This is a genomic window from Pseudomonas sp. TH21, assembly GCF_016651025.1.
Taxonomy (GTDB): Bacteria; Pseudomonadota; Gammaproteobacteria; order Pseudomonadales; family Pseudomonadaceae; genus Aquipseudomonas; species Aquipseudomonas aylmerensis.
The window spans coordinates 2,014,829-2,029,230 of sequence record NZ_JAEKEQ010000001.1 but is presented as its reverse complement, the minus strand read 5'-3'; the positions used below and the strand labels follow the sequence as shown (position 1 = coordinate 2,029,230).

The following is a 14,402-nucleotide window of genomic DNA, read 5'->3' as shown; positions in this document are numbered from 1 at the left end:
TCAGGAGCATCCCGCGGTCATGCAAGCGTTCCCCTCACAACGTTCTCCACTCAAGCGCGCGGTACAGGCCGCCTTGCTCGGTGCCTGCCTCAGTGGCGGCGCCGTGCCGCTGGCCGTGCTGGCCGACACCTTGGCGAGTGACACCCAGGCCCGCGACTGGAACATCGCCGCCGGCTCCCTGGCCAGTGCGCTGGACCAGTTCGCCCGCCAGGCCGGGATCAGCCTGTCGTACGACGCCACCAGCGTGGCCGGCAAGGCCAGCCCGGGCCTGAGTGGCCGCTTCGACCGCGAGCAAGCCCTCGGCCAGTTGCTGCGCGGTCAGGGCCTGCAAGCCCAGCGCCAGGGCAGCAGCAACTGGCTGCTGTTGCCGCAAGTGGCCGACACCGGCGCACTCAACCTGGGCGCCACCACCGTCACCGGCGACCGCCTGGGGGCAACCACCGATGGCACCGGGTCCTACACCACCGGCGCAGTCACCATCGGTAAAGGTCAACACAGCCTGCGCGAAACGCCGCAATCGGTGAGTGTGATGACCCGCCAATTGATGGATGACCAGAACCTCACCACCATCGACGACGTGATGGAGCGCACGCCCGGCATCACCTCCTATGAATCGCCGATGGGCGGCAAGTATTTCTATTCCCGTGGTTTCAAGATGCTTGGCCAGTACCAGTACGACGGCGTGCCGCTGGACATGGGCAAGGACTACGCACAGGCCGACAGTTTCAGCGCCAACATGGCGATCTATGACCGTGTGGAAGTGCTCAAGGGGGCCGCCGGCATGCTCAAGGGTGCCGGCACGGCCAGCGGCGCGGTGAACTTCGTGCGCAAGCGGCCACAGGCCAGCCCCACCACCAGCCTGTCGCTGTCCGCCGGCACTTGGGACAATTACCGCGCCGACGTCGACACCGGCGGCCCGCTGAATGACAGCGGCACGGTGCGCGGCCGTGCGACGGTCAGCCAGCAGAATCGTGGCTCCTACATGGACATCGCCAAGCGCCAGGACCAGGCCTTCTACGGCGCCCTCGACATCGACCTCAGCGCCGACACCACCCTCGGCCTCGGCGCCAGTTATGAAGATGTCGATGCCACCCCGTGCTGGGGCGGCCTGCCGCGCTACGCCGACGGCAAGAGTGCCAAGCTCAGCCGCTCGACCTGCCTGGGCCAATCCTGGAACGACTGGCAGAGCCGGCGCGCCACGTACTTCGCCGACCTCACGCAGCAGCTCAACGACGACTGGAAACTCAAGGTCGCGGCCGTGCACAGTCGCAACCTGCAAGACATCAAGTACGCCGCCAGCGAAGGCACCATTGCCTACGACAACCCAGCTCCCACCGCCGTTTCCTACGCGGCGCTGATGGATTACGACCACAAGGACTTCGGCCTCGACGCCTACCTCGACGGCAAATTCGAAGCCTTCGGCCTGCAGCACGAACTGATCCTCGGCGCCAACGGCAGCCGTGGCACCCAGGACGACATCTACGCGATCCAGAACCTGCCCACGCGCCAGAGCATTTACCAACCCAACCATCACTTCCCGGAACCGGCCGATAACACCTTCTGGCCCAACATGTACCGTGGCAGCACCATCAAGGAGACCGCGACCCAGTACGGCACTTACGCGACCTTGCGCCTGCGCCTGGCCGAGCCCTTGATGTTCATCGTGGGCAGCCGCGTGAGCTGGTACGAAAACCGTCGCCAGTCCTACAGCCTCGGTTGGGGCGAATGGTCGCTGCAGGATGCTCGCACGAAGGAAACCGGCGAGGTCACACCGTTCGCCGCGCTGATCTATGACCTCAACGAGCACCTGTCGGTGTACGCCAGCTACGCGGATATCTTCCAGCCGCAAAGCGCCTACGCCACCGCCGACGGCGCCGCGCTCAAGCCGAAAATCGGCGACAACTATGAGCTGGGCATCAAGGGCGAATGGTTCGAGGGGCGCCTCAACAGCTCCCTGGCGCTGTTTCGCTCCATCGAGAAAAACGGCGCCGAAACCGACTACCTGAGTTTCTGCCCGACCTCCGCCGATGGCTATTGCTACACCGATACCGGCAAGGTCCGCGCCCAGGGCGTGGAGGCCGAAGTCAGCGGCGAACTGCTCGAACGCCTGCAGGTGTCCGGCGGCTACACGTACACCCAGACCAAGACCCTGAAGAACATCGACAGCACCGCAGAAGGCGGTGTTTCCAACAGCTACGTACCGCGCCACATGCTGCGGATGTGGGGCGACTACCAGCTCGACGGCGCGCTGTCGAAATGGAGCGTGGGCGCCGGGGTCAATGCCCAGAGCAGCAATTACCGCGTACAGACCATCAAGCTGGAACAGGCCGGCTACGCGACCTGGAGCGCGCGCCTGGCCTACCGCCTCGACGACACCTGGACCGTGGCGGTCAATGGCAACAATCTCTTCGACAAAACCTATTACAACACCGTCGGAACTGCATCATGGGGCAACTTCTACGGTGAACCGCGCAATTTCACCGTTAGTTTGAAAGGCAACTTCTGATCCCGCGAAACCCCCAGTGGCAGGGCACTTAGTGCGCCCTGCCACGCCCTCTTTGTCCCCCCTTCCTACTGCCGCTGGAAAAAGGTTTGTCCTTTAAACAGGAAAAATCTCACATTTGTTCCTACACTCAAAAACACACCCATTTACCGAGTGTTCGGACAAGGAATGTCAATAAAATGCCACTTAAAAGACTGATTAACCTGTCTAGCACGCCACCTCCGCACCATCGTCAATTCGTTGACTAAGCACGAAAAGGGAACACTCCTTTAGTCACTATCGCCGCAAAATCCCTTCAAATGGATAGCTTCACTGATATGTGCATTTGGATTGGTAGTTGCGTATTACCCAGAGTAGCCGTAGTTCGAAGTGCTCTCTAACGCCATCGCGGCTTTATTGAAGCGACAACGAACAACAGCAACTGGAGTGCAATGAGGGATGTTTTATGCGAGAAAAGTCGTCCGTCGACAGCCTGTTTTTAACGCGCGCCGGTTTTGTTGAGTTCTTTGTCGTTTTCGTCAAATTGATCCATGGCCTCACGGCCATTCTGCCGCCGCTGGTCCTGGTGCTTTTCCTGGACCCGTTGGCCCCTGAGTTGCGCCCGCATTTCATCGGCCTGCTGGTATTTTTCGCAGTGCTGACCATCATTCTGTTCCAGGCCCTGGGCATCTATTCCGAGGAGCTGTTCAGCAACCGCCTGCGTCTCAAAGCCAAGATCAAGGCCTGGACCGCAGCGTTTTGCATCCTGCTGTTCATGTACCAGATCCTGCAGTTTTTCCCGCAGTTGAGCCCGCGCAACCTGGCCGCGTGGTACGTCGCCAGCCTGGGCCTGCTGTGCCTCGAACGCCTGGTCATGCTGCGCCTTTACCGCCGGCTGATGAGCGCCGGCAAGTACCTGCAACGCACGGTGATCCTGGGCTTTACCGACACGGCCGTGCACGTTGCCGACCACCTGCAGCGCAACGGTGATATCCGCTCCGGCCTGATCGGTTTTATCGACGACCGCACCGAGCGGATCCCCAAGGAGCTGAGCAACCTGCCCTTGCTCGGCAACACTCGCGACCTGGAAAAACTGATCCGCGCCGAGCAGGTCAACCAGGTCATGATCTGCCTGCCGTGGGCCGCCGAGCAACGCATCCACGGGCTGGTCAACCGTCTGCGGCAGATGTCGGTGAACGTGATGCTGGTGCCCGACATGGCCGCCCTGCGCTACGGCCACAGCCGCATCACCGACGTGGGCGGGATCCTGATGTTCAACACCTCGCAATTGCCCTTGCGCGGCTGGTCGCCGGTGATCAAGCGCTGTGAGGATTTCCTCCTGGCGAGCCTGGCCCTGGTGGCGTTGTCACCGGTGATGCTGGCGACCGCGATTGCGATCAAACTCGATTCCAAGGGGCCGGTGCTGTTTCGCCAGAACCGCTACGGCTATAACGACAACGAAATCCGCGTGTTCAAGTTCCGCTCGATGTTCACCGACCAGAGCGACTTCACTGCCGAGCGCCAGACCACCCGCCAGGACCCGCGCATCACCCGCGTGGGTCGCATCATCCGCAAGACCAGCATCGACGAGTTGCCGCAGCTGTTCAACGTGCTGCTGGGCAACATGTCCATGGTCGGCCCGCGCCCGCACGCCACCGCCACCAAGGCCGCGGGCATTCCCTTCGAAGTGGCGGTGAGCGAGTACAGCTCGCGGCACCGGGTCAAGCCCGGCATCACCGGCTGGGCGCAAATCAATGGTTACCGGGGTGAGACCGACACCCTGTTCAAAATCCAGAAACGTGTCGAGTACGACCTGGAGTACATCTCCAAGTGGTCGGTGTGGTTTGACTTGTACATCGTCTTCATGACGGTCCCAGCCGTCCTTTCCACCAAGGAAGTCTATTGATGAATACCCTCAACGGATTAATTCCCTGCATCATTTCCGGTGGTTCGGGCACGCGGCTGTGGCCGGTGTCCCGGCAGAACATGCCCAAGCCGTTCATGCGCATGCGCGATGGCCAGAGCCTGCTGCAAAAGACCTTCCAGCGCGCCGCCAAGCTGCCCGGCGTGGAAAGCGTGTTGACGGTGACCAACCGCGACCTGCTGTTTCGCACCCTGGATGACTACCGCCTGGTCAACAAGGCGCACCTGCCGCTGGATTTGCTGCTGGAGCCGTTCGGCCGCAACACGGCCGCGGCGATTGCCGTGGCGGCGCTGCATGTGCAGGAACATTTCGGCGGCGATGCGCAATTGCTGGTGATGCCTGCCGACCACTTGATCCTCAATGAAGTCGCGTTCGCCGCGGCGGTGACCCAGGCCCGTGACCTGGCCGAGGCCGGCTACCTGGTGACCTTCGGCATCCAGCCCGACCACCCGGAAACCGGCTTCGGCTATATCGAACAAGGTGAGCCGCTGAGCACCGGCAACCGGGTCAAGCGCTTCGTCGAGAAGCCCGACCTGGCCACCGCCCAGGCCTACCTCGACGGCGGCAAGCACCTGTGGAACGCCGGCATGTTCTGCTTCAAGGCCAGCACCCTGGTGGAGGAACTGGCCACCCATGCCCCCGACGTGCTGGAGGCCGCGCGCGCCGCGCTGGAACACAGCCAGAGCCTGCAGAACAAAACCTCGCGCCAGCGTGAGCTGGACGCCGATGCCTTTGGCAGCGCCCCGGATATTTCCATCGACGTGGCCCTGATGGAAAAGTCCCAGCAAGTCGCCGTGGTGCCCTGCGATATCGGCTGGAGCGACATCGGCTCCTGGGAAGCGCTGCGCCAGCTCACGCCCAGCGATGCGCACGGCAACCAGGTCAACGGCGAAGCGATCCTGCATGACGTGCACAACTGCTACATCGACTCGCCCAAGCGCGTATTGGGCGCGGTGGGCGTGCGCGACCTGATCATCGTCGACACCCCGGATGCGCTGCTGATCGCCGACGCCAACCGCAGCCAGGACGTGCGCTACATCGTCGCCGAACTCAAGCGCCAGAACCACCCGGCGTACAGCCTGCACCGTACCGTCACGCGGCCGTGGGGCACCTACACCGTGCTCGAAGAAAGCAGCCGCTTCAAGATCAAGCGCATCGTGGTCAAGCCCCAGGCCTCGCTGTCATTGCAGATGCACCACCATCGCAGCGAACACTGGGTGGTGGTCAGCGGCGCGGCGCAGATCACCAACGGCGAGCGTGAATTCCTGATCAACGCCAACGAGTCCACGTACATCCCTGCCGGGCACAAACACCGGCTGACCAACCCCGGCATCATCGACCTGGTGATGATCGAGGTGCAGAGCGGCGAGTATTTGGGCGAAGACGACATCGTGCGCTTCGACGACATCTACGGGCGCGCCCCTCTCGAGGCGAAGAAATGACATGCGCACTTCGCTGATCATCCCGACCCGAAACGCCTCCAGCCATCTGGCGCGCTTGCTGCCGGCGCTGAAGATGCAAACCCTGCAACCGGACGAGATGCTGGTAGTCGACAGCGCCTCCAGCGATGACACCGTGGCGCGTTTTCGCGAGTTCGGTGCGCGGGTCGAGGTGATCGACGCGCGTGATTTCAACCACGGCGGCACGCGCCGCTGGGCCAGCGAACAGGTGGGTGGCGACGCGCTGATCGTCATGACCCAGGACGCCATCCCCGCGACCCCGCAGACCTTCGCCAACCTGCTGGATGAATTGCAGCAGGACCCGCTCAACGGCGTGGCTTATGGTCGCCAGCTGCCGCACCCCGATGCCGGGGTGCTGGGCGCGCAGTCGCGGCACTTCAACTACCCGGAGCAGAGCCGCAGCAAAAGCCTGGCCGATGCGCCCGTGCTGGGGATCAAGACCTGCTTCAGCTCCGACTCGTTTTCGGTGTACCGGCGCAGCGTGCTGCAGGCGGTCGGCGGCTTTCCCGCCGACGTGATCGGCAGCGAAGACGCCTACGTTGCGGCGCGCATGCTGCTCGAAGGCTACAAGGTGCGCTACGCCGCCACGGCGCTGGTGCATCACTCCCACGATTACAAGCTCATGGATGAGTTTCATCGCTACTTCGACATTGGCGTGTTCTACGGTCGCGAACCGTGGATCAGACAGGCCTTTGGCGACGCCGGCGGTGAAGGCAAACGCTATGTGCTGGCCGAACTCGCGGCCTTGCGCAAAGCCGGTGCCTTGCACCGCGTACCCGAAGTGCTGGTGCGCAGCGCGTTCAAGTTGCTCGGCTACCGCCTGGGCCATCTTGAGCGCCGCCTACCGCTGGCCCTCAAGCGGCGCATCAGCATGTTTCCCGGTTATTGGAGGTGAGCAGCATGACCCACAGGAAGTCCCGCTTGATCAAACCCGCCGTGCTCGCCTTGGCCATGCTGGCCCTGTCCGCCTGCAATACGCCGGCACGCATCGTCCCGCCCGACGACCAGACTGTCGAGGACGGCAAGCGCGCCCTCGACCAACTCGCCCAACTGCCGCCGGCGGTGGAACGCATCCGCATCGGCGACCAGTTGCGTATCGTCCGCGACGCCGGCGAGATGCCGACGCTGTCGGCGTTCAACGTCAGCACCATCTACGAGCTGACGCTGTACACGGTGCAGAACGACGGCAAGATCAACTATCCATTCCTGGGGCCAATCCAGGTGGCGCATCGCACCCCCGCCGAGGTCGCCGCCGACCTGACCAAGAGCCTCGCGCCGGTGTACCGCGAGCCACGCGTGACGGTGAACATCAACCAGGCACCGGGCAACTCGGTGATTGTCGGTGGCGCGGTGAACAACCCGACAGCGGTCCAGATCGCCACGGCCAACACACTCGAGCAGGCAATCGTCGGCGCCGGCGGGGTCAACCCCTCGGGCAACGCGAGCATGGTCGCCTTGCTGCGTGAAGATGCCCAAGGCGCCTACCACGCCTACTTCCTGGACTTCAGCCAGTACCTCAAGACCGGCCCCAACGGGCGCAAACAAGTGCCGCTGCAACGCGGTGACGTGGTGTTCGTGCCCAAATCCAACGTAGGTGAGCGCATCCAGGGCGTGGATACCTACCTGAACCAACTGATCCCGTTCACCAAATCCATTGGGGTTGGCTACAACTACACCAGAACCAGCGGCGGCAATAACTAAAGGAGCGACATCCCATGATCGAGATCCGTTCTTTTCGTGATCTTCTGCGCCTGTTTTTCATCTTCCGCCACGAGTTCAAGCTGGCGGCCATCGCAGCGCTGGTGATTATCCTGCTCGGCGCTTTCCTGCTGCCGGCCAAGTACGAGTCCACCGCACGCCTGCTGGTCAAACCGGGGCGTGATTCGACCCTGCCGATCGAGATCAGCAACCGCCAGGCGCTGGTGATGCCCAGCACCCAGCGCGACCCGATCGTCGATGAGGAGCGCCTGCTCACCGGGCGTCCGATCGTGCGTGCGGTGGCCGAGCACTACCTGGAAGTGATCAACAATGCGCCGCCGCCCGAAGGCTTTTTCAAAAGCGCCAAGCATTACCTCAAGCAAGGCGTGGGCGCAGTCTTCGATGGCCTGCGCGTGGTTCTGGAAACCCTCGGCGTGGTGGAAAAAACCACCCCGGTGGAACGCCTTGCCGCCGGCCTGGAAAAAAGCTTTGAGGTGAGCCACGCCGCCGGCTCCACGGTGATGGACATCAGCTTTACCTGGGGCGACCCGGAAATTGCCCAGGCGGTGGTCAAGGACTGGGTCGAGACCTACATCAACGAACGCACCCAGGCCCTGGGGCGCAAGAGCCTCTATGCCTTCTACGAAGGCCAGGTGAATACCAGCGCCACCGAGATCAAGAGCTACAAGGAGCAGATCCTCAAGCACCTGAACGAGATCGGCGCGGCGAGCATCACCGACCGCCTGGAAGACTTGTCCGAGCGCATCAATGTGCTGCGCGGCGAGACCTTCAACACCACCCGCCTGATCGCCTCGTCCGACAGCGCCATCGAGAGCACGCGCAACCAGCTCAAAGGGCAGCCCAAGGAAGTCACCACGGTGCGCCAGATCGCACTGAACCCACAGCAGCAGGACTTGCGTCGCCTGCTCAACCAGAAGCTGCTGGAACGCGCCGACATGATGCGCACCTACACCGACAACGCGCCGCCGGTCAAAGCGCTGGATGCGTCGATCCGCGCCATGCAGGCCCAGGTTGCCAACGAGAGCAACACCGTGCAGGCCTCGGAGAACCGTGCGCCGAACACCCTGGAAATCCACCTGCAGCGGGTGCTGCTGGATGAGTCGAGCAACAACCTGGCCCTGCGCACCCAACTGGTTCAACAGCAGAAGCAACTGGTGAATCTCGAAGACCAGCGCAAGCAGGCCCTGGAGATCGAGCCGGAGCTGGCGCGCCTGTCCCGTGAGCTCAGCGCCACCGAGCGCAACTACGCGCTGTACGTGGACAACCTGGAAAAATCGCGCATCGACCGCGAGCTGGACAACAGCCAGATCAGCAACATCGCGGTGATCGAAGAAGCCACCCTGAACCCGGGTCGGATCTTCCCGAAAACCCTGTTGATGCTGGTGTTGGCGATTCCGTTTGCAATCGTCGTCGGCCTGCTGGTGATCTACCTCTGCTACCTGCTCGACCAGCGCATTCACGACGGTGGCCTGGTGGAACGCAAGTTCGGCTTGCCGCTGTGGACCACCCTGCCGGAGCTGGACACCACCACCGCGCAAAGCGCCAATGCCTTCAATGCGAGTATCTACCGGCTGTACAGCCTGTTGCAGCCCGACCGCATTGCCGAACGCGGCCTGACCCTGGGGCTGACGTCGGCGCGGCATGGCGAAGGCGTGACCTTTGTGGTGGAACAACTGCGCCTGTTGTTGCGCGAGAACGGCATCAATGTACGGGTCGGCGGGCTTGAAGCCGCCGCTCCGGGCGAAGTGGTGCTGCTTGACGCCTCGGCCTTGCTCGACAACCGCGAAGCCTTTATCACCTTGCGCCGCGCCGACCTGATCGGCCTGGTGGTGGAAGCACGCAAAAGTACCGTGCCGGTGGTCGAGCATGCGCTGTCGATCCTCAATACCGCGTTTGGCAAGGTCGACGGCATCATCATCAACCGTCGCAAGTTCGAAGTGCCGAGCAAAGTGCTGCAGACCATCGCCAAGTACCGGGGAGCGTTCTGATGCGTATCGCCCTGCTTGCACCCTTGCCGCCGGAAAAAAACGGCATCGCCGACTACGCGAACCACTTTCGCACGGCGCTGGAGCAGCTTGGGGTGACGGTGCTGACGCCGTTGGCCGGGGTGGCGGGCACTTCCGAGGCAATCAAGCACGCGGTCGCGACGTTCAACTGGCAGACCGTTGACCTGGTCCACGCCGAGCTGGGCGGCGGGCGCCTGGGTGAGTTCCTGGCCCTGCGCGAGTTGCGCAAGGCCTACTCGCACTTGCCGCTGACCGCCACCGTGCACGACCCGGAGCGCATTGTGTGGCGCCGTGAACGCCTGCCGTTTCCGCTGAACCTGCTGGAGCGCTTGCCCAGCCCCTTGCCGCAGGCGGCCGTGGTACTGGCCGACCCATTGACCCTGCGTGAAGAACGCCAGGTCGCCAAAGGCCTGACCCGCCTGGTGACGCTGACTCGCCTGGGCGCCGATTGCCTGCGCCTGCGCATGCAACTGCCGCCCGGCAAGGTGGCCGTGATCAACCATGCCAACCTCGCCGTGCCACCAGCCCCCCTGCCCGCGCTCGACACCCTGCGCCTGCTGTATTTCGGGTTCATCTACCGCGGCAAAGGCATCGAAGACCTGGTGCAGGCGCTGGCCGATGTCTTCGCACAGGCCCCTGAACTGCGCGGCCACGTGCGCCTGACGCTGGCCGGCGGCACGGCGGCGGAAATGGCCTTTGGCGCCGGCGGCAACTACCTGGAGCAACTCAACAGCCAGATCGCCGCACTCGGCCTGACCGACGCCATCGACTGGCGGCTGAACCTGCCGGCCGACGAGATTGCCCAGACCATCCAGGCCCATCATGTGATGGTGCTGCCCTACCGCGAATCGAAAAAACTCGGCCTGCTCGGGCGCCAGCGCGGCACCAGTGGCGCGCTGTCCTGGGCCGCCGCCTGTGGGCGCGGAGCAATCACCTCCGACGCACGCGCGTTCGCCGAGGAAGTTGCCAGTGGCAATGGCGCCATCTACCCCGAAGGCGATGTGGCGGCGCTGGCCGAACAATTGCTGCGCCTGGCGCGCACGCCGGCGCTGGCCAGGGACTGGGCCGAACGCGCCGGCGAGATCGGCCGCGAACGCCTGTGGCCGCTGACCGCGCAGAAGTTCACCGAAGTGTTTGCCGAAGCCATCGCAGGAGCCCGCCATGGCGCGTAGACAAACGTTCCTTGCCAGCCTTGCGGTGGTCGCCGTGCTGGGCCTGACCGCCGTTTTGTGGGGGCGCCAGGCGGATGCCGAAAGCCATGTGCTCAAGGGCAACAAGACCGTGGTGTGGAAGGACTTTTTGGGCGTGAACGCACAGTTCCTGTGGTTCAGCCCCCAGCGATACCAGATGCAGATCGACCGTCTCAAGGACTTGGGCCTGGAGTGGGTGCGCCTGGACCTGCATTGGGATCAGTTGGAGCCGGCGCAGAACCAGTATCAGGTGGCCACCCTCGATCAACTGGTCGGCAAGCTGCAAGACAATCAACTCAAGTCGGTGTTCTATCTGGTGGGTTCGGCGCCCTTCGCCACCACCGCGCCGGCCGGTGCGCCCTATCAGGACCAGTACCCGCCCAAAGACCCGAACGTGTTCGCCAACCGCATGGCGCTGCTGGCCCAGCGCTACCCCAGCGTCAACGCCTGGCAGGTGTGGAACGAACCGAACCTGCTGGGCTTCTGGCGCCCGGTGGCAGACCCGGCCGGCTACGCCACGCTGCTCACCGCCAGCGCCGCCGCACTGCGCGCGGTCGCCCCGAACACCCCGGTGGTGGCGGCCGGCATGGCGTTCTTCAGCGAAATGCCCAACGGCCAGACCATGTTCGACGCCCTTGCCGCGCTGGGCGTGGCCAGCCTGAACACCGTCGTGTCCTATCACCCCTACACCCAATTGCCCGAAGGCAACGATCCGGCCAACCTCGACTTTATCGCCAAGACCACCCAGCTCAACCAGGCCCTGCGCAACGGCGGCGTGCAAACCTTGTGGAGCACCGAGTGGGGCTGGTCGACCTACCCCGGCCCCAAGGACGCCCAGGACATCATCACCCAGCAGGGCCAGGCCGATTACGTGGTGCGGCGCCTGGCGCTGATGAGCGCGCTGGATTACGACCGCATCTTCCTGTTCACCTTGAGCGACCTCGACCAGCGCGCCAGCGTGCGCGACCAGTTCTACGGGCTGCTGGACATCGACGCCAACCCCAAGCCGGTCTACACCGCGCTGAAGTATTTCCTCGACGTCAGCGGGCCGTCGCTCACCCCGGGTGACCCGCCGGTCGCCGACGCCTTGCCCGACGGCCTGTTCAGCATTGGCTGGACGCGTGCCGATGGGCGCAAGGTGTGGTTCTTCTGGTCGGCCGAAGGCGGTAACGCGCACTTGCCCAACCTGGCCAGCGCCACCCTGTACGACCCGTTGCGCGGTACGCAAACCCCGGTAAGCGGCACCAACGGCCTGACCGTACCGGTCAAGCCGAACCTGCAAATCCTGTTATGGGACTGAGGCCTGCCATGCGCATTTTATGGATCCTGCCCTACTCGCCCTGGCCCGCCACCAGCGGCGGCAAGACGCGCCAGTTCCATCTGCTGCGCAGCCTCGCCGCGCGGGGGCACCGGATCACCTTGCTGCTGCATGACAAGCACCCGGTGTCGCTCGCCTACCGCCAGGTGCTGGAGGCGTTTCTCGAGCAACTGATCGTCCTGCCGCGCCGCCCGCTGCGCAGCGCCACGACCCTGTTGGCCGGGCTGTTTGCGCCCTACCCGCTGCTCGCCAGTGTGAATGGCCTATCGGGCGCCTTGCAGGACACCTTCAACAGGTTGCTGGATGAGCACTGGGATGTGGTGCAGATCGAGCACACCTACACCTTCCAACCTTACGAAGACGCGCTGGCACGCAAATCCCAACCGTTCGTGCTGACCGAGCACAACGTCGAATCGGCCCTCGGCGCCGCCACCTACGACCGTCTGCCGCGCTGGGCGCTGCCGTTCATTCGCTACGATCAATGGCGCTATGCACGTTGGGAGCGCCGGGTCATGCGCCAGGCCACACAGGTAATCGCAGTGACCGACAGCGATGCCCAGGTGCTGGAAAAAATCGCCGGCAAGCCGGTGCCGGTGGTGGTCAATGGCGTGGACTGCGACCACTTCGCCGCCGCCCGGCCCGACCCGTCGACACGCCGCGTGCTGTTCCTTGGCAACTACGAATACGCGCCGAACGTGGACGCCATCGAGTGGGCCCTGGATGACATCCTGCCCAAGGTCTGGGAGCGCTGCCCGCAGGCGCGCATGAGTGTCTGCGGCTTCGGCATGCCGGCCAGTTGGCGCGAACGCTGGCAGGACCCGCGGATCGAATGGCAAGGCTTCGTGCCCAACCTGCTGGCGCTGCAATCGAGCTGTTCGGTGTTCCTCGCACCGTTGCGCCATGGAGGAGGCTCCAAGCTCAAGGTGCTGGAAGCCCTGGCCGCCGGCCTGCCGCTGGCGAGCACCGCACAGGGCGTGTCGGGGCTGGACCTGGTGGAAGGCCTGGACTACCTCGGCGGGCAAACCGCGACCGCCTTGGCGGACGCGGTGGTGCGCCTGTTGCAGTTCCCCGATGCCGCCGAACCGATGGGTGAAGCCGGCCGCGCCTATGTACGCCGCGCCCATGACTGGAGCGTTGCCGCCAGCCAGTTGGAGCAGGTGTACGCGAGCCTTTTACCGCTCACATACAAGGAGCCCGCATGCGTGTAGGCCTGGATTACCGCACCGTCGGCACGTCGCCGCAATCGGGCATCAGCCGCCAGGTGTATGCGCTGGAAAGCGCCCTGCGCACCTTCCCAGGCATCGAGCTTGAGCGCTTTACCGTGGCGCCGCTGGGCGACGAAACCCGCTTGAAGGCCCATTGCCCGGCCTGGGGCTGTGCCAAGACCGCCATGCACCAACCGCAGAATCGCCTGCGTTTCGAGGCTGGTTTTTTGCCGCACGCCTTGCGTGAGCAGCACATCGACCTGTACATCAGCACCTTCAATATGGGCCTGCCGTTGCCGCCCAAGCCCAAGGGCCTGCGCAGCGTGGTGCTGTTGCATGACCTGTTCCAGATCACCTTGGACAACTACCACGCCAACCGCCTCAAGGCGCTGATCTACAAGACCAGCGATCGCCTGTCGATTGCCTACGCGGTGCACAGCGCCGACCGCGTGTGGACGCCGTCGCAGTACAGCGCTGATGAGACCGCGCGGCTGTTTCCCAAGGCTGCGGGCAAGATTCGCGTGTTGCCCAATCAGGTCGACGCCTTTGCCGAGCTGGCAGCGGACCTGTCGGCGCGCCAACTGCCGGAGCGCTACTGGTTGCTGGTGGGCACGCGCGAGCTGCGCAAGAACGTGCCGTTTCTGGTCGATGCCTGGCAGCAGGCGCGACGCCAGGCCCCCGGCGTGCCGGAGTTGGTGCTGGTGGGCAGCCTGGAACACCTGCCCGAATCCCAGCGCACGCTGCCGGGGATTCGGGCGCTGAGCGGCGTGTCGGATGCCGAGTTGCATGCGCTGTACCGGCAGGCGTCGCGCCTGTGGCAACCGTCTTACGCCGAGGGCTTTGGCCTGCCGGTGATCGAAGCCCTGAGCGTCGGCACGGCAGTGGCAGTGGCCAGCGGCACCTCGCTGGATGAAATCACCCCGCCGTCGGCGCCACGTTTTTCGCCTACCGACGGCCCGGCGCTGGTGCAGTTGATGGTCAGCCTGGCGCAGCAGCCTATTGAAGAATCCGCCGCGCAACGGCGCCAATGGGCGGAGCGTTTCAACCATCACGCCTACCGTCGACGCCTGGCCGAACTGATCGAGGAACTGAAGTGAG

At 64.0% G+C, this 14,402-nt stretch carries 10 protein-coding genes; all 10 read left to right on the top strand.

Features of this window, described 5'->3' with window-relative positions:
• Positions 1-19: 19 nt before the first annotated feature.
• The 10 genes from JFU04_RS09150 (at position 20) to JFU04_RS09105 (ending at position 14,401) form a co-directional block, all read left to right on the top strand.
• A complete protein-coding gene (locus tag JFU04_RS09150) occupies positions 20-2,506 on the top strand; it encodes a TonB-dependent siderophore receptor (RefSeq protein ID WP_201143891.1) in 2,487 nt (828 codons plus the stop codon).
• Positions 2,507-2,948: 442 nt separating this feature from the next.
• Positions 2,949-4,388 carry an undecaprenyl-phosphate glucose phosphotransferase gene (locus JFU04_RS09145; RefSeq protein WP_065907235.1) on the top strand — a complete coding sequence of 480 codons (1,440 nt, stop codon included), beginning with the start codon at positions 2,949-2,951 and terminating at the stop codon, positions 4,386-4,388.
• On the top strand, positions 4,388-5,848 hold the full coding sequence (locus tag JFU04_RS09140) for a mannose-1-phosphate guanylyltransferase/mannose-6-phosphate isomerase (RefSeq protein WP_106804610.1): 1,461 nt from the start codon (positions 4,388-4,390) through the stop codon (positions 5,846-5,848). The genes JFU04_RS09145 and JFU04_RS09140 overlap by 1 nt, the downstream gene beginning before the upstream one ends.
• A 1-nt stretch (position 5,849) precedes the next feature.
• Positions 5,850-6,761: a glycosyltransferase family 2 protein gene (locus JFU04_RS09135; protein ID WP_065907241.1), complete on the top strand. Its 912-nt coding sequence runs from the start codon at positions 5,850-5,852 to the stop codon at positions 6,759-6,761.
• Between the two features lie 5 nt (positions 6,762-6,766).
• The gene (locus JFU04_RS09130; RefSeq protein ID WP_207200643.1) at positions 6,767-7,567 is read left to right on the top strand and encodes a polysaccharide biosynthesis/export family protein; all 801 of its coding nucleotides are present in this window, start codon (positions 6,767-6,769) and stop codon (positions 7,565-7,567) included.
• A 14-nt stretch (positions 7,568-7,581) separates the two neighbouring features.
• Positions 7,582-9,573 carry a GumC family protein gene (locus tag JFU04_RS09125; protein ID WP_106804612.1) on the top strand — a complete coding sequence of 664 codons (1,992 nt, stop codon included), beginning with the start codon at positions 7,582-7,584 and terminating at the stop codon, positions 9,571-9,573.
• Positions 9,573-10,763 carry a glycosyltransferase gene (locus JFU04_RS09120; protein WP_106804613.1) on the top strand — a complete coding sequence of 397 codons (1,191 nt, stop codon included), beginning with the start codon at positions 9,573-9,575 and terminating at the stop codon, positions 10,761-10,763. Before JFU04_RS09125 ends, JFU04_RS09120 begins: the two co-directional genes overlap by 1 nt.
• Positions 10,753-12,081, top strand: coding sequence for a GH39 family glycosyl hydrolase (locus JFU04_RS09115; protein ID WP_106804614.1), 1,329 nt, complete (start codon positions 10,753-10,755; stop codon positions 12,079-12,081). The genes JFU04_RS09120 and JFU04_RS09115 overlap by 11 nt, the downstream gene beginning before the upstream one ends.
• A gap of 8 nt (positions 12,082-12,089) precedes the next feature.
• Complete coding sequence (locus tag JFU04_RS09110; protein WP_201143890.1) at positions 12,090-13,307, top strand: glycosyltransferase family 4 protein; 1,218 nt, start codon at positions 12,090-12,092, stop codon at positions 13,305-13,307.
• The gene (locus JFU04_RS09105; RefSeq protein ID WP_065907256.1) at positions 13,298-14,401 is read left to right on the top strand and encodes a glycosyltransferase family 4 protein; all 1,104 of its coding nucleotides are present in this window, start codon (positions 13,298-13,300) and stop codon (positions 14,399-14,401) included. Before JFU04_RS09110 ends, JFU04_RS09105 begins: the two co-directional genes overlap by 10 nt.
• Position 14,402 lies beyond the last annotated feature (1 nt).